Annotated in this window: 23 protein-coding genes and 1 riboswitch; of the genes, 6 read left to right on the top strand and 17 right to left on the bottom strand. The window is 35.1% G+C overall.

Features of this window, described 5'->3' with window-relative positions:
* Positions 1-56: 56 nt before the first annotated feature.
* Entirely contained in the window at positions 57-689 is a 633-nt protein-coding gene (locus KFD70_RS10630) for a DUF6985 domain-containing protein (protein ID WP_336452318.1), read from the top strand.
* A 342-nt stretch (positions 690-1,031) separates the two neighbouring features.
* On the opposite strand, the gene KFD70_RS10625 is transcribed toward KFD70_RS10630, so the two are convergent.
* The 13 genes from KFD70_RS10625 to phaZ all read right to left on the bottom strand — a co-directional run bounded on the left by KFD70_RS10625 (position 1,032) and on the right by phaZ (position 10,776).
* On the bottom strand, positions 1,032-1,526 hold the full coding sequence (locus tag KFD70_RS10625) for a hypothetical protein (protein WP_420792351.1): 495 nt from the start codon (positions 1,524-1,526) through the stop codon (positions 1,032-1,034).
* A gap of 513 nt (positions 1,527-2,039) precedes the next feature.
* Entirely contained in the window at positions 2,040-2,441 is a 402-nt protein-coding gene (imm48, locus tag KFD70_RS10620; RefSeq protein WP_336452320.1) for an Imm48 family immunity protein, read from the bottom strand.
* A gap of 10 nt (positions 2,442-2,451) precedes the next feature.
* On the bottom strand, positions 2,452-2,943 hold the full coding sequence (locus KFD70_RS10615; RefSeq protein WP_336452321.1) for a hypothetical protein: 492 nt from the start codon (positions 2,941-2,943) through the stop codon (positions 2,452-2,454).
* 12 nt (positions 2,944-2,955) lie between these two features.
* Entirely contained in the window at positions 2,956-3,648 is a 693-nt protein-coding gene (locus KFD70_RS10610) for a hypothetical protein (protein ID WP_336452322.1), read from the bottom strand.
* 357 nt (positions 3,649-4,005) lie between these two features.
* Complete coding sequence (locus tag KFD70_RS10605; protein ID WP_336452323.1) at positions 4,006-4,545, bottom strand: T6SS immunity protein Tdi1 domain-containing protein; 540 nt, start codon at positions 4,543-4,545, stop codon at positions 4,006-4,008.
* 8 nt (positions 4,546-4,553) lie between these two features.
* On the bottom strand, positions 4,554-6,233 hold the full coding sequence (locus KFD70_RS10600; RefSeq protein WP_336452324.1) for a polymorphic toxin type 15 domain-containing protein: 1,680 nt from the start codon (positions 6,231-6,233) through the stop codon (positions 4,554-4,556).
* 32 nt (positions 6,234-6,265) lie between these two features.
* Positions 6,266-6,604 carry a hypothetical protein gene (locus tag KFD70_RS10595; RefSeq protein ID WP_336452325.1) on the bottom strand — a complete coding sequence of 113 codons (339 nt, stop codon included), beginning with the start codon at positions 6,602-6,604 and terminating at the stop codon, positions 6,266-6,268.
* A complete protein-coding gene (locus KFD70_RS10590) occupies positions 6,604-7,335 on the bottom strand; it encodes a DUF5081 family protein (RefSeq protein WP_336452326.1) in 732 nt (243 codons plus the stop codon). The genes KFD70_RS10595 and KFD70_RS10590 overlap by 1 nt, the downstream gene beginning before the upstream one ends.
* Positions 7,336-7,358: 23 nt before the next feature.
* Positions 7,359-7,664, bottom strand: a complete 306-nt coding sequence (locus KFD70_RS10585; RefSeq protein ID WP_174102493.1) for a WXG100 family type VII secretion target — start codon at positions 7,662-7,664, stop codon at positions 7,359-7,361.
* 40 nt (positions 7,665-7,704) lie between these two features.
* Positions 7,705-8,115, bottom strand: coding sequence for a hypothetical protein (locus tag KFD70_RS10580; RefSeq protein ID WP_336452327.1), 411 nt, complete (start codon positions 8,113-8,115; stop codon positions 7,705-7,707).
* Positions 8,116-8,356: 241 nt separating this feature from the next.
* Positions 8,357-8,557, bottom strand: a complete 201-nt coding sequence (locus KFD70_RS10575; protein ID WP_336452328.1) for an NETI motif-containing protein — start codon at positions 8,555-8,557, stop codon at positions 8,357-8,359.
* Complete coding sequence (locus KFD70_RS10570; protein WP_336452329.1) at positions 8,541-9,737, bottom strand: MFS transporter; 1,197 nt, start codon at positions 9,735-9,737, stop codon at positions 8,541-8,543. Before KFD70_RS10570 ends, KFD70_RS10575 begins: the two co-directional genes overlap by 17 nt.
* A gap of 121 nt (positions 9,738-9,858) precedes the next feature.
* Complete coding sequence (phaZ, locus tag KFD70_RS10565; protein ID WP_336452330.1) at positions 9,859-10,776, bottom strand: intracellular short-chain-length polyhydroxyalkanoate depolymerase; 918 nt, start codon at positions 10,774-10,776, stop codon at positions 9,859-9,861.
* 174 nt (positions 10,777-10,950) lie between these two features.
* Between phaZ and KFD70_RS10560 the strand changes: the two genes are divergently transcribed.
* The 4 genes from KFD70_RS10560 (at position 10,951) to KFD70_RS10545 (ending at position 15,557) form a co-directional block, all read left to right on the top strand.
* A complete protein-coding gene (locus KFD70_RS10560) occupies positions 10,951-11,370 on the top strand; it encodes a MarR family winged helix-turn-helix transcriptional regulator (RefSeq protein WP_241816628.1) in 420 nt (139 codons plus the stop codon).
* Between the two features lie 14 nt (positions 11,371-11,384).
* Complete coding sequence (locus KFD70_RS10555; RefSeq protein ID WP_336452331.1) at positions 11,385-12,584, top strand: MFS transporter; 1,200 nt, start codon at positions 11,385-11,387, stop codon at positions 12,582-12,584.
* 100 nt (positions 12,585-12,684) lie between these two features.
* A complete protein-coding gene (locus tag KFD70_RS10550; protein WP_431613185.1) occupies positions 12,685-13,944 on the top strand; it encodes a serine hydrolase domain-containing protein in 1,260 nt (419 codons plus the stop codon).
* Between the two features lie 266 nt (positions 13,945-14,210).
* Positions 14,211-15,557 carry a short-chain fatty acid transporter gene (locus tag KFD70_RS10545; RefSeq protein WP_431613184.1) on the top strand — a complete coding sequence of 449 codons (1,347 nt, stop codon included), beginning with the start codon at positions 14,211-14,213 and terminating at the stop codon, positions 15,555-15,557.
* 63 nt (positions 15,558-15,620) lie between these two features.
* Here the strand turns inward: KFD70_RS10545 and KFD70_RS10540 are convergent, their stop codons facing one another.
* The 3 genes from KFD70_RS10540 to KFD70_RS10530 form a co-directional block, all read right to left on the bottom strand.
* The gene (locus tag KFD70_RS10540; protein ID WP_336452333.1) at positions 15,621-15,974 is read right to left on the bottom strand and encodes a group-specific protein; all 354 of its coding nucleotides are present in this window, start codon (positions 15,972-15,974) and stop codon (positions 15,621-15,623) included.
* Positions 15,962-16,546: an NAD(P)H-dependent oxidoreductase gene (locus tag KFD70_RS10535; protein WP_336452334.1), complete on the bottom strand. Its 585-nt coding sequence runs from the start codon at positions 16,544-16,546 to the stop codon at positions 15,962-15,964. The genes KFD70_RS10540 and KFD70_RS10535 overlap by 13 nt, the downstream gene beginning before the upstream one ends.
* A 282-nt stretch (positions 16,547-16,828) precedes the next feature.
* The gene (locus tag KFD70_RS10530; protein WP_420792352.1) at positions 16,829-17,089 is read right to left on the bottom strand and encodes a hypothetical protein; all 261 of its coding nucleotides are present in this window, start codon (positions 17,087-17,089) and stop codon (positions 16,829-16,831) included.
* A 102-nt stretch (positions 17,090-17,191) separates the two neighbouring features.
* Positions 17,192-17,290: riboswitch (SAM riboswitch) on the bottom strand.
* A gap of 122 nt (positions 17,291-17,412) precedes the next feature.
* On the opposite strand from KFD70_RS10530, the gene KFD70_RS10525 reads away from it, so the two are divergent.
* Entirely contained in the window at positions 17,413-17,604 is a 192-nt protein-coding gene (locus KFD70_RS10525) for a hypothetical protein (protein WP_336452335.1), read from the top strand.
* Positions 17,605-17,638: 34 nt separating this feature from the next.
* Here KFD70_RS10525 and KFD70_RS10520 read toward each other — a convergent pair whose 3' ends face one another.
* Complete coding sequence (locus tag KFD70_RS10520) at positions 17,639-18,361, bottom strand: YwiC-like family protein (RefSeq protein ID WP_431613183.1); 723 nt, start codon at positions 18,359-18,361, stop codon at positions 17,639-17,641.
* Between the last annotated feature and the right edge of the window lie 176 nt (positions 18,362-18,537).

Genomic DNA, 18,537 nt, shown 5'->3' with positions numbered 1-18,537 from the left:
CTTCGCTAATAAGAAGCATTAATTATGAATAACAAAATTTAATTAGGTAGGTGTGAATGTTGTTATACAAAGTAGACAATTTTAAGTTTTCCGAAGAACACGACTGTTGGGATGGATCTATAAACGTAAATTGTTCTGTTTCGTTTTTTAAACAAAAAAACATTGAGATAGATGGGTATTTAGAAAGTAATCAACCTTTAACAAAAGAAGCTTACAATACGCTATGTTATTTAAAGGAACACTTTGATATTATTTATGAAAATATACTAAATGCTCTATTTGAATTGCAATTTAAAGATTTAATGAGATACGAAATATACAATGAAAATGACCATTCCTTTAGCCCTATTACTTTTAATAGTATGGAAGAAATCCATTCTTATTTAGGAACCCCTACATTTGAGATTTTACCTGACTATACGAAGGACAACTATGCTTACTTTGCAATTTCATTTCATAAAAATTGCTTGCTATCTATTGAACATGGTCTTACAGCTTTATTTTTTAAAAATGATATGATTCATATTCAGCCATCTGATTCATACTGTATGCTTCAGATGCTTACGGATTACGAGGAAGACTGTTCAAAGTGGCAAAAGAATTTTTGGTTAGTGTGTTTTGAACTAGCTAAGAACAACTTATTAGAAGATAAGGAATTGCTTAGGGATAAGTGGTTGAAAAGTAAATAACCCTTTCTACTAAAATTAACGTTTGTAGCATCTTTTTAATTAATTTTTTCAAGTACTTGTCTTGTGCACTTTTGTATTTTTAATTAAAGTTTAAGAAAGACTCTGGTAATTCTAGCCTCCAAAACTATACTTTCTTACTATTTCTTCCGCGCTTATCCTATTATTCTATCCCTAATTTACAAAAGAAAGCACCTAAACAACTTAAAGTGTTTAGGTGTTCTATTCAACCTTATTTACATGTATTTTCTCGATTTAAGTCAAATGTTACTTCAACGTCATTTTTTATTAACTTTTGTAATAATACATCGTATGGTGCGTATTAACCCAATCAAGTTCTATGGTTTAATCAAACCATTTATCACCATCAGTAATCCATTTATTGTTATGTAAATCAAAGCATTGATCATAATCATGAAAACTAAAATAAGAGGGTAATTTCACGCTTGTACCACCTGCTTTATTCCAGCAGGCAGCAAACCATTCCACTATAGCTTTTGTTTCAATTTCAGATATTACTTCATCGTTTTGTTCATAAAACTCCCAAAATTCATCTGATTTACCATCAGGGAATTTGTAGTATTCTACATCATCTATCAAATCGTAACTGCCTGAAAAGATACCGCTATCATTTCCTTCATAAAAGACTTCACTTGCTCCTCCATCCATAGAATACATTACAATGGACATTTCAAATGACTGAACAAAAGCTGTGAAATCTAATAAATCTATCCCCTTATAATAATTAAAATGAAGTGTCTCTTTTATATTTTGAATAAGATCATCAGAATTTTTTTGAAGACCCTTTTTTAAAGAACTTGTGTAATCTTGGTTGACCATCAAAAATTTGCTCTAGTTGTAACGGGCTGAATATTTCTTTTGATATTTTCCCATCCTCTATTTCCTTTTTCAAAGCATTGGTGCAAGATTTAAATTGATCGATATCCCTTGCAATTAACAAGTCCTCTCTTCACTTATTTGTAAATTTACCATTATATCTAATATTTTCAGTAAAAATCACGAATACTTTGAATAGGATATCTAGCAGAGTGCATTGCCCTTAATTTATTGAAACGATAACCTTGTAATGCTATATACCGATTTCTTTAAACCTTTATCCGCTTTGCCTATCTATCTCTTTCCTTAATAATCTTTTTCACCAATAATAAAAACTTTTCTATCCATCTATTCTCTTAACAATTTTTTTATCCAATGCTTATACACGATTATCACCAATTTTAGTATAAGTTTCACTTTCCATATTAATCCAAACTAGTTTGCAATTTCTTTTATTAGCGCTATACACAAAGGGCATTAACTAAGATTAAATTTCCTCAGTCAATACCCTAAATTTTAATGATTCTTTACTACTTCAATTACATTCTCAATATTATCTTTCAACTCATTATGTTTAGCCTCTTCATATTGATAATACCCTTGAATTCCTCTATGGATGATAGAATGCATAGTTGGATGAAATAATTTATCTGTGCACTCAATTAAAAAATTACAGAATTCCGCACTAGATGCTGGAGAATAGAAGAACATTTCTATCAATATATCAATTGTAGCTCCCTGTATTTGTATGGCATTCTTTTTATTTTTTAAAGAATAACCATTTATCACACCAAAACAAAATGTTGCTACTATTTGTTTTTCTTGTTCGTTTAATATTTCTGGAACCAATTGTGAAGTATTTAAAAACTGCTGAATTATTTTTTTCACTTCACTGTAATATTCTACATCATTAGTCATTTTTGTCCCCCTAGTATATAGATATATTTCCTTCTGGGTACTTTCCATTCCACCCACAAGGAATATGTCCGCTTAAATAGATTTCTAGTATTTCGTTATAAAATACTGACTTATAATATTCTTCATAAGATAGTACCATTATTATACTTACTATATCGAACTTAACAGCATTTAATATATCTTTTGATAACCCCAATCTTATTATTTGTTTTTCAATATCATCAGTAATTTTTGGTAATATCTCTGCTTTAATTTTTTTAACCAAAGTATTCCAATTCCCATTATATATTTCAGGTTCATTCTTTGCTAAATAGCCTGTTAAATTATTTCTTTCTTCAAGACAAATATTTTCCCATTCTATCCCATTCACACTCTTAACCATTTTCTTTTTATTTGATAAATAGGTATATTCAATTCCTTGAGGAAAATTGCTCTCTGTTCCACAATATTTTAACCAATTATTAGACAATACAGCTTCCACTACAGAAGTATTTAATTTCATGTAATTGCTCCTTTATTTACGTTTTGGTAAATTAATTCTACCAGGAATCCTTGGAACAAATGAATCTCCAGTTAATTTATAAAACACTTGTTGTTCCATGGCTCTTTGAACAGCCTTCTGTGCTTGTGTATCACTCAAACCAGCTGACTTCAAAGATACGTATAATACCTCGTTATATTCTGAAACGGTAGGCATTTCGCTAAAACGTTCTCCGTTTTTTCTAAAAGTATTCCAAAATTCTTCTAGACTTTGATGAGCTAAAAAATGTGGACTATCAACATCCTTAAATATATTTCCTTCTAGTTCTACAGATAAACCTTCTTTTTTAGGAATAACATCCCTAAAAGCTGCATCTTGGCTTAGATGATGTGCTTGGCCTGTAATTTCTTTGTTTTTTCTCATATTATCAAGATGTTCCCCAGTCTCACTAACTCCTGAACCACCATTCCCTATTCTCGTAGCAAGCGAAGCCTCACCCCCCTGAATCTTACCATCCACAAACTTAGTACTCTCTGCATGGCGTGTATTAACCCACTCAGTACCCTTCCCTGGACCAATTTGCTTCCCTATCAATGTACCGTCTCCAGCTGCCTCAACGCCTTTGAAGGAAGCTGTTACATAATCTACACCCCCGGCTATTGTTTGGCCGAGCTGATACATTTTTTCATTTCCGTATTTTTCTACTTTTAGGCTTGCTAGTCTCATGCAGTCAAGCGCAATATTTTTGCTGGCTTGGAATGATTGTACTATATTTAGATTAAAACTGGTTTCTCCAATTCGCAGCTTCGCTAATAACCCAAGGTTTGTTGTTATTTCGATCCTTTTTACAATTGTTTCTCTACTATCCTATAGCCGTTACAATCTATTAAAACAGTAATAAAAATTCAACACTGAGTCCACTTATAAAACTATAATGCACCTTTTCTATACTAAAACGCCAAAAAGCACTCGTTACGCATCATAGACGACCGAGTGCTCTGAATTCATATATTTTCTAAATTTACAAGTTTAATCTCATTATAACGAAAGTATATCACTTTTTAACGCCATTGTATTTAATACTTATTCAATCGGCCCCATAAATTGAGTAATTAAATAAATGTGTTCAATCAATTTAACTTTTTGCAGATTCTCTACTTTTTCTGATCCACCTAATCCAAGAAGCGGCGTGTAACCAAAACATTCATCAAATGCAAGTTCTCCATATCTATCTTTCGCTTCTTGATAAGGGTTCCAATCCAATACTCTTTCCAAAAAATAATCATCTGCTGCATTATTGAAGAAGAACTTAAATTTCCCAGCAGCTACATCTACTACACCTTTTCGATAATTAAGTAATAATAAATAATTATTTTCCCACACGAGAATATCTCCCATACCGGTTGTAAAAACTGGTATAGCTTCCTGATAACGAATATAACTGTCCTTTAATATTTCTAAATATTTTTCAGGATTCACAACTCTTAAATAGCCATTTAGCATACTTCCAAATCCATATTTTTTCCAAATATCTATTATCTGCTCTGGGATTTTTCCAACATACTTTTCGATAACTTCTGTTGGCGCTTTTTCAATCGATATAAAACTTTTTATATTTTCCATAATATTCCTCACTTTGATTTCAATTTAACATTAAGATATGTCGATTTCTTTTCTTCGCCTGAAATATTCTCAGCAACTTCCCTAATTTTCTTATCTACATCAACTATTCTACTTTTCCATTGCGAACCTAGTGATGAATTAATTCTAGAATCTCCCATACCAGTTATAGTTAACGGATGACCACCTGCTATTTGATCTGGGTCATGTAATGCGGCTTTACCTTTTATCCACTTCGAAGCCTGTTCTTCTGCCTCTCTAAATGAAAGTCCTTCTTCCATTAACTCATCTATTTTATCTTGAATAGCTTGTTTTCTAGCTAATCTTTGTGCTGCATTTCCTTGCTTCGATCTTCCTTCTAGCAGATACTGATCGCGATTCCGAATAAATTCATCAACTGTCAATCTACCCATTCCATCTTCTTGGTTTTGTAATTGACGTAGAAACTCCTCCTCATCATGTTTTGGATTACGTTTAAATTGAACTTCAATTTCATCAATGCGTGCTCTATTATTAGCCGCATCACTAACTTCTTTATTAACTTCCGAACCACCATTCCCCTTCGCAAGTTGATAAGCATCATCTTTAGCGGCTGCACGCGCCCTTGCAAAGTTTTCCGCTATTTCTCCAACAGTTGAATGTTCTATATAAGGAATTTTTATTCCCATTCCAGTGTCTGCTGACCTGATTGCTACTGGGACTTTCGTTTTTTTCAATGTATGTAATGCATTCTTTAACGTCTCATTATCCTTTAACGATTGTACCACATTTTTCCCCACATTTGGATTGAAATCAGCGATTCCTTCTTTCAATTTTGTTAGTTTTGCAAGGGATCCGAGGTCGAGTGTTCCTTTGAATGCTTTTGCTGCTGAACCTAGCCCTGGGATGAGGTCGAGTGCTCCGAAGAAGCCAGCTTCTAATCGTTCTTCTTTGCTTAGTTTTCGGTGCGTACCCCAGTCTTCCCCTTCGATGGCACTTTTTACTTGTAGACCACCGTATGCAACTGAAGCGGCGATTCCGAGCGGCGGACAGAGGATTGTAGTGACGATTAGTGCTCCTCCTATTGCTAAATCACGCCATGTTTCTAATTTTTTTTGCTCGTCTTCTCTTGATGTATACTCGAATCCTCGCATAGACGGGACTAGTTTTCGATATTCCCCGTAGCTTAGTTTCGCATCTGGATTTTGCTTTTTGACTTCTTTATACTGCGTGCGAAGCACATGATCAAAGGCAAGTGATTCTTTAAAAATGTCATCTACTGTTATTTTATCTTTTTTTGTCGTAATTGTTTGCGGGGCCCCATACGCATGCTCACTTGGTAATGTTGTTGTCGTTGTGGCACCAATTCGATTTTCTGTTTTAAAGTCCCGAATAGATAAGTCTCTCATTTTTTGAGCAAATTCATCCATATCTTTATAGAACGGCTCATCTATATGTTCATAAACGACACGTCCTGCATCATCGCAGTATGTATGTAAAGTTGTATAATCCTCAAGTAATGTATTTATTTTCCTTTCTTGGTTTCTATGATGGAAATAAATGCATCTATCTGAATCTAAGTCTTGTATTCTATCTTGTATATCACCTAGAAGTTCATTTACTTCCCGTAATTTCATAATTGCATCTTTTGTAATCTCATTTATCCCATCTTTCATTTGTTGCCAAGGTTCTGGCCTATATTGCACATCCATCTCTTTTCCATCCCCCCACTACCGCACCTTGATTACTCAAGAGTTTGTAATATTTTTTGTAATTCCTCGTCTTTTTTTATCATTTCTTCAAGTGTATAGTTCACAACCATTGCAGCTTGTTTATAGTTATCTGCCAATTCCATTGTTTTTTCTAATATGTCTTTATAATGATCGGTAACTTTTGTTGCCTCACCTTTTTGATAGAAATGTGAATTTGCTAGATTATTAATATTTTGCTGCACACCATTCGCATACAGGTTATAAATCATTTCAAGGCGCATCGCGATTGTAACCATTTCAGAAAAATTTACTAATACTTCTGAATTACCACCTGCTCCTCCTGTACTTCCATCGCTCATAGATACTTGCATTAACGTATTCCTCCTAATGAGAATTGTCTTGGATCAATTAACTTTTTATATGGCATTTTCAAGCCGTCGTATAACTTCTTATTCACGGCATATAGACTAGCCCACTCGTACTGCTTACGTTCGATATCAACTTGAATGAAGTTTTCCCCCTCCGTAAAGTACAAGAAGCATTCCCATTTCCCCTTGTTGCCTACCCGCCGATCCCGCGGACGAGAAAATGTTTCAACGGCCAATAAATCTTTTTTTGACAAATCCATTTCCTCAAAGAACCGCTGCTTTTCTTCTGTCATTTTATTCGTTAAAAAAGTATGCTCTATTTCTCTCGGTTCTCTCATTAAAAATGGAACACGTTGTAATAACGAGAAATAGACATCGCGCTTCGCTATGTAATCAATTTCGTATTCCTCATTTTGTTTTCGTTCCGTGAATACGGCTACTCTATCTTTATCTTGTGGCAAAAATCCGATTAAAAGATTATTAAACCGTGTGTACTCGTTACTTTCCTGATACGCTTTTAATAATTCAATTAGTTGAAAGGCTGCTGGTGTGAGACCATTCTCCTCTGTAATTAATCTCTTCGCTTTCAACTTTTCTGTCGCTTTTGTTACACAGTCTGGATCCGCTAAAGTAAGTTTTTCTCGCTCTGGTAAACCAAATAAATATGTAATGCCAGCGGCACCAGCTAATACATAAAGCTCACCAGGGGTAAAACTCTCAATTGTATGTACCATTTCCTCATTCCCCCAGTCCTATTTCACAGTTTCTTTACGCCTTCAACTTCAGGACGATTTGTAAAGGATTGAATATGTTTATCAAGCTCTTTAAGTGCTTTCGTATGCCCTTCAAGTGCTTCTGCCATTTTTGTATTAAATTGAATTAATAATTCTAAATAGCTTAAAAAAGCATCACGTGTTTTCCCATTCCAATGTGAACTTATGACGTATGCTTGTAATTCCTTTGCTTGCTGGAGTGAATCTTTTACCCCTTTTTCAATTTGCTCAGCATAAGAAATAGCATTTAACGCTTCGCTTCCAGAAATTTCGATTTCTTTACCGTGCATTTCTATTCCCCCATCGTATTCCATACTTCTTTATCTTCGCTTATTTTCCGAATAAATTCTTTAACGCATTAGCCGCCGCTTCAGCTTCAGCTTTATTTTCCGCATCTGCTTTTGATTTATATTCCTCCCACTTGTAATACGCTTTATTTTTAGCAGACGTAACGTCTCCTAGCATTTGGCGAAAATAATTTATCGTCTCGGTTAATTCCGAATCTTTCTTGTGCCGAGCTGCTTCAAATTCACGGGCAGGAATTTTATCTTGTGGCAATCCATGACTGCTTCCTTCGTAACTACGCTTTGCTGATTCCGCTTGCTCGATTAAAGTTCTCAGTTTACCTTCTTTCGCCTGTAAATATCCATGTAGTTTATCGTAATTATCCCGCTTTCTTTCACTATCTGTATATGAAATATGAAGAAAGTTACCAATGGAATCTATCAAATGCTCCCCCATGTTTGTCCTCCTTTATTTCCTCTAATAAAACAATCGATTTCTCAATACTTTACATACAATCTACCTTGTAATTATTTTCAAAATTTTTCTTGTATAAGTAATTTCATGTGAATATTTTACCAAAAAGTGAAAGCCATTTCACTATTTATTAAGATGAAACGCTCTCTATATAATTTACAGAAAATAATATAGCACTGATTACTACCCCATAAAAAAGAGAGGTCATTTTCACGACCTCTCCTCACTTCAATTTCCCTTCAAAAACAATTCTTCTCCCGCACGGCTCTACAACTGTTTTTCCATCTTTCTTCACTTCATGAAAGATCGGCTCTTCCATGCGGCGTGATGGTGCATATCCTTCACGTTCCATACGTGCTAAACAATCTGTAATTGTTTCATTCTCTTGTACTTCAAATTTTTTCTTATTAGGTTGTTTTGTCATGCCCTAACCTACTTTCTATTTGTCTTGATGCGGATTGACTTTTCATATATGCGATATATAGAAGTGCAATAATTGCCATTATCATCATAACCGCTATAAAAAAGCTTGTATACTGTATTTTTTCTATAAATATGCCTCCTAATACAGGCCCTATAATACTTCCAATACTAAAGGCGATTCCGGATAATATATTTCCAGCTGGCAGTAAATGTCTTGGTAATAAATCCGTCATAAAGCCAAGCCCTAAAGAGAAACAGGAACCAATTACCATTCCAGCTAATAGCATACACCCAAATACAATCCAATAATACCCGTCAAATACTGCCGCAAGTAAGAAGATGATTGTACTGATGCTGAATGTCCATGTTAAAATGCGGTCTCTTCCGTATTTATCACTTAATATACCAAGCGGAATTTGCGTAATGATTCCTCCTATTGCAAATGCTGGTAGTAAGAAAGATACATCAGAGACAGACCATCCTTTTCGAAGTGCATATACTGGCAGATTACTATTTAACATTGCTTCTAACACGCCGTACGCTAAAGGTCCCATCAGCGCAATCCAAGCTAGAACAAATACTTGTTTGTAACGAGAAAGTGATGATTCATTTTTCTCTCCTTTATGATCTTGCTCTGGAAAGGCATTTTTAGTTGGTAATAGCAATAGCCATCCAATTAAACAAAGAATTGTCGATACAATAAATGGCGTTGCAAGTCCGTATTGGACAGTGCTAGCTAAATATGGACCTACCGCAAAACCAATACCAAAAAAGACTCCATATATAGAGACTTGTCTTCCGATTTTACTAGGGTCAGCTGTCGTTGTAATCCACGTTTGTGTTCCGACATGTAACATATGATCTCCTACTCCAACTAAAAAGCGAAGGATAAACCATGCCCAAAATGAAAATGTTTGTGTAAAAAAGAATAATGAAATAATAACAAGAAAACCACCGATTACAATAATCGGTTTCATTCCAAACCGTTGCATCGGTTTTTCAAGCCATGGCGAAATAAATAAAATTCCAATGTATAACGCCGTTGCATGAAGACCGTTAAAACTAGAGCGAATCCCCTCTTGCTCAAAAATCATTGCGATTGCTGGCAGAAGCATCCCTTGCGACAATCCAGAAATCGCAACAATTCCAACCATAATCCAAAATGTAAATCGTATTGACATCCGCTTCCCTCTTCCCTTTATATGTTCACCGACCTCCATTATAAACGTTTTGAACAACAATGTGTAAGAATATAAAAAGAAGTTAGAAAACCCGCCTCTAACTTCCTTTTATATGTTCGGCTTATTTATGTTCCAACCAATTTGTAACATGCTGAATAAATTCATCTAAGCAATCGATAAACGGTGAATGTCCACAATCTTTTAATATAGTTAACTTTGCATTGGGGAGATGCTTCGCTAATTCTTCTCCGACTACTTGCGGAACAACGTAATCACGATCTCCTTGTAAAACGAGTGTCGGCACTTGCAATTGATGAATATGTCCATTTCCAGGCACAACGCCATTATGTTCATCTGAAATATTAAATGTAATTAAAGCGTAGTTCACATCTACAAAATTACGCTGCGTTAACATATCATCTAAGTACTTTTCATAACGCTCTGGTTCTGGTTTGTTATGTGTGTAAATGAGTAAGTCCCAAACCGTTCGATAATAGAGCTTGTTCATATTTTTAATTGCATCTAGTACAGGAGCAATTTGAACAGGATCTTGTGCAATTTCTTCTTTTGTTTTTAATAGAGAAGAACCAATTGGTTGACCATTTATATCTTTTTTAAAGATCGGGTAGCCTTTCATTCCAACTGATTCAACCAAAATCAACTTTTCTACGTACTCTGGATAACAAGCTGCAAACTCCATCGCAACACCACCACCCATTGACCAGCCCATCAGTGAAAACTTCTTCAATTGTAGTTCATCTATAAATAGCTTGAAATCATCTGCAAAATCTTGTAATGAGTTTATTGGTTTATGGTATGTTGATTTCCCGAATCCTCTTAAATCAATCGCATAAATATGATATTCGTCCTGTAGTTTCTCAATAACTAAATCCCAATGCTGTGAGGATGTCATATTCCCATGAATCAGTACAAGTATTTCTTTACTTTGCCTTCCAACTTTTTGATATGCAATCGTTTCTCCATTTGACAGCGAAACAAACTCCATTGTTGCAGGCTTAATCATCACAAGCTCCCCCATTCACTTTTAATAGAAAGAAAATTCTAAACTTACCTTTAGCATACCATGCAGAATGTATGTTCTCAACACAAAAACGATACAAAATTTTTACATAAAACAACATGTCCATCACTAGACAATTTTGGCAAAAGGGTATATAGTTAGCTAGGTAACTAATTTGAAAGGATCAAACAAATGGACGAAAAACAGCATTTTTTTCACATTGTCAGTCAAACTTCTCGTAAGTTTACGAAAAAATTTAATGAACGTGTGTCACCAACAGGTTTATTTAGTGCACAGTGGGCTGTCATTTTCCGCATCAACCAAACAGGACCTTGTACACAAACTGAGTTATGTCAATACTTAAACGTTGAATCTCCAACGATGACTCGTACATTAACGCGTATGGAAACAATGGGCTGGATTATTCGAACGGAAGGAAAAGATCGCCGTGAAAAGCTTATTTCCTTATCAGAAACAGCACTGAAAATGATTCCAGTATGGCAAGAAGAAGTTGATACTTTCGAAGAAAAAACGTTGCAAAATATTGATGAAGAAGATTTGCAACGAGCATTTCAAGTACTACAAAAAATTATTAAAAATTTAGATGATTAATAGGAGGGATGACGATGCAAAGTGAGAGACTTTGGACGAAGGACTTCCTTGGAACTTGTTTTAGTAGTCTGTTTCTCTTTTTAACGTTTTACATGCTTATGACCACCCTGCCCGTCTATGTAATAGACGGATTGAAAGGAAAACCTGAAGAAATTGGTTTAGTCGCAACTGTATTCCTTATTTCTTCTGTCCTATGCCGTCCGTTTACCGGGAAGTGGCTTGACGATTTAGGGAGAAAGAAGATCTTATTTATTTCTCTTTCCTTATTTTTAGCTGCTACCGTCATGTATTTCGGTGCACAAAGTTTATTCTTATTACTTGCCCTTCGCTTCCTTCACGGGATTGGGTTTGGAATGGCGACTACAGCAACAGGTACAATTGTGACAGATGTCGCACCACCTCATCGCCGCGGTGAAGCACTTGCCTATTTTGGTGTATTTATGAGTCTGCCGATGGTAATCGGTCCTTTTTTAGGTTTAACGATTATTTCACATTTTTCATTTACCGTTCTGTTTATCGTTTGTTCTGTATTTTCATTACTAGCATTTCTATTAGGTTTACTTGTAAATATCCCACATGAAAAACCAGTAAATAAACAAAAGCGTGAACGCATGAAATGGAAAGATTTAATTGAACCTACTTCCGTTCCAATTGCTCTTACAGGATTTGTTTTAGCATTTTCTTATAGTGGCATATTATCTTTTATTCCTATTTATGCAAAAGAAATTGGTGTAGGGGAAGTTGCAAGTTACTTCTTTATCGTTTACGCACTCGTTGTTGTTCTTTCTCGTCCATTTACAGGAAAGATATTTGACCGTTTCGGTGAAAATATACTTGTTTATCCTTCGATTATTATTTTTACAATTGGAATGTTCATCTTAAGCCAAGCACAAACCTCATTTTGGTTCCTTGGTGCAGGTGTATTAATCGGTTTAGGCTATGGAACATTAATTCCAAGTTTCCAAACGATTGCTATTTCCGCAGCTCCAAACCATCGCCGCGGTTCAGCAACAGCTACTTATTTTTCATTCTTTGATAGCGGTATTGGTTTTGGTTCCTTTGTACTTGGTATCGTAGCTGCACAATCAAGCTATCATAATATGTATTTCATTGCTGCCATTATCGTTGCATTTACATTACTTATCTATTACTTCCTACATGGCAGAAAACAAAAGTTCAAAAAGCAACATACAGACGGAAAATTATCAGCTTAATGTTAATAAGGAAAGTAAACTCCTCTGTTTACTTTCCTTATTTTGTATTTCTAAGACAACGAGCGTATACTTACTGTAAAAATAGCAAGGAGGTACATAGATGAACTTAAAAAAATCTCCCCTTTTATTAATTATACTTACACTATTGTTTATCGTAACTGGGCTTGGATTTGCATTTTTCAAACAAAATAAAGTCTCCCCTTCTAAAGAAAACGTGACAAAGGAAAATTGGTTACAAGATCCTTATTTACGCTGGTCATACACACATATGAAAGAACTAGCGTTAACAAGCGAAGTGAAAAACAATCCTAAGCAAGTAGCAACATTCCCTACCGCATTACAAAACTTAGATGATTTCTCTGTTAAAAAAGAATACGGAAGCAATATTCCGTTAAAGAAACTATTAGATGAGAATAAAACAGATGCCTTTGTCGTCGTGCATAACGGAAAACTTGTTTATGAACAGTATTTCAATGGATATAAACAAAATGAACCGCATGGAATGGCTTCTTTAGCGAAAGTATTTACCGGAGCACTTATACAATCATTAACGGAAGAAAAACTTATTGATGTAAATAACACTGCTGAAACATACGTGAAAGAATTACGAAATACTCCATTTGGAAAAGCAACAATTCAGCAACTAATGGACATGCAAGTTTCTGCTGAATACCCTACACATGGATATATGCAGCAAGGATTAGAAAATCAAGATGCTCAGTTGTATTTAGCCAGCAATATTCTTCCTCGTGGTAAAAACTATAACGGTCCAATGAAAATTTATGATATGTTACAAGAAGCAAAGGAAACTGCACCACCTGGAACACAGTTTTCTTATAATAACGGTTCCTCTGAATCACTCGGCTGGATTATACGAACTATCACCGGTAAATCGTTAGCGGAAAATGTGAGCGAACGAATTTGGTCCAAAATCGGTATGGAAGAAAATGCGTATTATGTTACAGATGAAACGGGAGTTGAACAAGCAAGCGCTGGTTTAAATGCGACTGCACGAGATATGGCGAAGTTTGGGCAATTGATTTTATATAACGGTCGTTACAATGGAGTTCAAGTTCTCCCCTCCTCCATTTCCGAAAATGTAAAGAACGTGCAAGAAGGCGAATTAGCAATCGGACAAGGTGCATCCATTTCTTATCATAATCAATGGTGGATTCCTCATAATGAGCAAGGCGCATTTGAAGTATTAGGAAGCTATGGGCAATACCTCTATATAGATCCTAAAGCAAATATGGTCATTGTACATTTTTCATCAAATGCTGAGCCAAGTAGTGATGTTCATGCTACTTATTCAAATATGTATGTACAAATTGGAAAACATTTAGAAAAGGAACTATTATAGGGGAACTTTATGAAATATCGCAGAAGAAAGTGTTCATGTAACATAGTAAATGAAATTTTATCGGCGATTCGACAAAGAATATCGACCACTCGGCAAATAGCGACACAAAAATAAGAATCTATTGTCTTTCGTTTCCCAACACCCTGAGGAAAGCTTTCACAAAAGTGAAAGCTTTCCTTCATTTATCTGAATCTTCAGTTTAATAAAGGTTATCTCTTTGCCCATAGCGAATATGTAAAAGAAAAAACTTAAGGAGGTTGATTAATTTGTTTCGCTCTTTTACAAACGGTTGTGTTGCTCTTGTGCAGCGTTTTTTACCAGAGCCCTTTATTTTATCTTGTCTATTAACAATTTTTGTTATCTTCTTTGGCATGTTTGCGACGCACCAATCACCTGTAGAAATGATTGCTCATTGGGGAAATGGAATTTGGGGACTTTTAGCCTTCGCCATGCAAATGGCACTTGTACTTGTTACAGGTTCTGTATTAGCTAACGCTCCACTCATTCGCAAAGGCTTAGCAAAAGCTGCACAACTGCCAAAAACAAGCGGACAAGGTATTATCGCTATTTCTATTGTTAGTTTACTTGGTGCATACATAAACTGGGGATTCGGCATTGTAGTGTCTGTTTTATATGCAAAGGAAGTTGCAAAACACATACAAAATTTAGATTATCGACTTGCCATCGCTTCTTCTTATTCCGGATTTCTTATTTGGCACGCGGGACTTTCCGCCTCTATACCGCTTACTTTAGCATCTGGCGGCGAAACATTAATTAAAACAACTGCTGGAAGTATAAAGGAAGCAATCCCTATAACAGAAACGTTATTTTCACCATATGCGCTCGTTCCTGTACTTATATTTTTAGTAACGATGCCACTTATAAATAAGGCGATGCATCCGGATGAAAATCATACGATTACAGTGGATCCTAGCGTATTTCAAGAAGAAGCTGCTGCTCAAGAAGTAGAGACCCAGACATTTGCTGAGAAAATGGAAAATAGCATTTGGATAACGGTATGTGTTGGACTATTAGGTCTTATTTATATTGTTCATTATTTTAGTACGAAAGGTTTTAACCTGACACTTGATATCGTTATTTTTATACTGTTAATTGCTGGCCTTATTTTTCACCGTACTCCGATTCAATATATTCGCGCCTTCTCAGATTCGACGAAAAGCGCTTCTGGCATTCTACTCCAATTTCCATTTTACGCAGGAATTATGGGAATGATGATTGGAGCAAACAGCGAAGGTCTTTCACTTGGAGGAGCAATTTCTAATTTCTTTATTAGCATTTCGAATCAAACCACTTTCCCTCTATTCACGTTTTTAAGTGCAGGAATTGTAAACATTTTCGTACCATCTGGAGGCGGTCAATGGGCTGTACAAGCTCCTATCATGATCCCAGCTGGCGCAGAACTTGGTGTACCTGCTGCGAAAACCGCGATGGCAATTGCTTGGGGAGATGCTTGGACGAACTTAATACAGCCTTTCTGGGCATTACCTGCATTAGCAATCGCCGGTTTAGGTGCACGCGACATTATGGGATTTTGTGTTATTAATCTCCTTTATGCTGGCGTAGTAATTGGTTTATGTTTCCTTATCATTTAAATCGAAGCAATGTAAAAAAGCTAGTTTTATACTAGCTTTTTTACATAATAACTATAGTGATAATCATTCGTTTTCTATGCATCTAATTACATTTCCCCATTCTTCACATGAAAGATTTAACCTTTTATATGTAAATAACGTCGTACAAATGTTTTCAATCATTGATGGATTATTTCGTAAAAAATCCCATCTTAATACTCTCGGTATATCATACATTTTATACTCCTTACTTTCCTGGATAATCCCATCAACTTCTCTTTCACAAATTCCCCTTACTAAATAATCTGCTCTTAATTCTTCGCATACCTTTTTAAACGCTTCATTATGATGTTTCAATTGAAGTAAACAAACGATATACGTACGAAACAAATCATCATTCCGATTACAACATCTCATTATATTTTCTACTTCACCCATAATTTTTTAGCCTTTTCCTGTATTTCTAAAAGCCACTTTTCACGTTTTGTTTCCTTACTTGTTTTTACAGACTGAAAAGCAGAACGTTTTATTTGACGTATACCGCAAAATCGTAAAATCCCCTTTTTCATAATCACCCAATCAGCAGAGCGATATAAGAGTGCCACGTACCATAACGGTGAATCTAAAGTATTAATAACCCACGCTGTTTTCCCTATAAGCAATCCTTTCGGCATTACCCCTTCATATTTATATGCAAACCCAGCAACAAAAACGCGATCAATAAATCCTTTTAAAATAGCAGGCATGCCCCACCACCATGTTGGATAAATAAAAATAAAAGAGTCTGCTTCTTTGACCAAATTTCTATATCTCTCAGTTTCTTCTTCATATACTAAATCCCGTCTTCTCTTATCTTCATTAAAAATAAGCACTGGATTAAATTGTTCCTTATAAAGGTCAAGCAATGTAACAGAATGATGCGTCTCTTGAAGTCCTTTTTGCACATGTTCTAAAATGGATGCATTGAAACTAGATGGATTGGGATGTGCATATATGATGAGTATATTCATCTCCAAACAACACCTTTCCTTATATTCCCTTTTGACTCCCAACGGTTTGCATGATATTCTAATACATGTCAAGTGGCAAGCCCATTTGACAAACCAACTGACACCTACTCGGCGGAGGTGTCTCTTTTCGTTTCTAGCCGAATGAAATGCCTCTTTCAGGGCATATTCAACTTTTGACACTACACACTCAACACCATTCCCTTGTATCAGGCTGCTTCTGCAGTCTTTTACTCTACATACAATTTGAATTTTTAGATAAATTATAACATAAAAAAAGAGAGCTTAGCTCCCTTTTCTCGCCTTATAGTATACCCCTCTTTCAGCATAGTGGTATTCATCATTAGCTAAAGTAATTTTCCCATCCAGTTTCAATTCGTCTAATAACCTTGATAAATAAAATTGGTGTAACATTTTTTTCGTGAATTTTCCTTCATGATGCGAAACGATATGTTCTTGAATATCTAATAGTGATATGGGTTTATCTTGTTCCATCATATATTCATATACTGCATTACGCAGCTTTACGTATTTTTCAAGTGTCACAGTACAATTGCAACCCCTTTCTTCTTATGTTGTTGTTTTTGGAAGAGGTTTTTTTACAATAAAAAAACCTCTTCGATAAGAAGAAGTTACGTATATATCTTCGTCTTATCTCCCAGAACAAATATGTTCTGCTGGAATTAGCACCTGCATCGCGGTTGCTGGGTTTCATCGGGCCAGTCCCTCCACCTCTCTGGATAAGAAAATATTCACTTTATATCTTACTATAGCTATTTTTATTATAATTGTCAAACAACATACAATAAGTTATATTTTCTTTCCTAACGCCCATACTAAAATTGTATGTAAAAAAGGAGGAATTTATGATGGATAAAAATGCCCGCGGATACGTTCAAGATTCATTCCATTCATTGCAAGAAGCAAAGAATTGTTTAGAACATGCATTACAAACAGTCGAAAAGAGCGATAATCGGGAGCGAATCGAACAATCCCTACAAGCTGTGGAAGATGCGTTACAAAAATGTAATCAAACGGTTAATATTTTAGAACAAAAATAAATATTGCCCACCTCTTTAAGAGATGAGCAATATCTCAAATGGCATACGACAACAGTATTGCCGTCACAATTAAAAAATATACAGAATTAACGATTTCTAAAACTCCAACTTTTAATATAGATATTTTTTTACCATACAATACGATTGCACGAACTAGGCTCGGTATAAATACAAGAGACAGCCATGGATTTACTACGAAAGAAGCGATGATTAAGAAAATATGATATCCCCATGAAACATAACGATAAGTAGGATTATTCTTTTCACGTATCATTGTTTTCACATAAAATGTACTACCTAAGAAATAAAGGAAAGAAACAGCCGCAATCCACCATGCCGTCCCATCAATTGTCTTCATCGAAAAATAATAACTAATCAAACCACCAATGCAAAAAACAAGTATGGCACAAATATCATTTGTTAATGCTCGTTCCTTTTTTTGACGGGCAAAGTATATATTTACGATAAAGAGTGGAATCATCGTAACCGCGAACAAAAGAATTCTCCATTCATATAGTAAAGATACAATCCCGAAAACACATGCAATAACAAAATAAATAATTGCTGCATGTAAAAATTCTTTTTTTCGTGTTTGCTTCATGTACATTAAAAATGGATACGTTGCTAAATAGATAAATAACCAAGCGATAAAGAGTGGAATATGGTAAACTGTATGTTTACCAAGTAGAACACTAAGTAGAAATGGAATCAGCAGCATTCCCCATGCGCCATGCTGCTTTGGAACAACTAGCTTCATGAATATTACATCTCCTCTTTGAAAACCTTTCTCATTTCCTATTATATAAAAAGTTCCATCCGAAAGTTGAATATATTAAAACAATTTTTTGACATTTTCCAAACCAAAGTATCATTATAAAAAAATGCTTCTCACCAATGGTAAGAAGCATGAAAGAGGCAAACGAATATGTAAGT

Origin of the sequence: Bacillus pfraonensis, assembly GCF_050768835.1 — a bacterium.
In the GTDB taxonomy this organism is placed as follows: Bacteria; Bacillota; Bacilli; order Bacillales; family Bacillaceae_G; genus Bacillus_A; species Bacillus_A pfraonensis.
The sequence above is the reverse complement of the archived record's forward strand: the minus strand, read 5'-3'. Positions and strand labels throughout refer to the sequence as shown.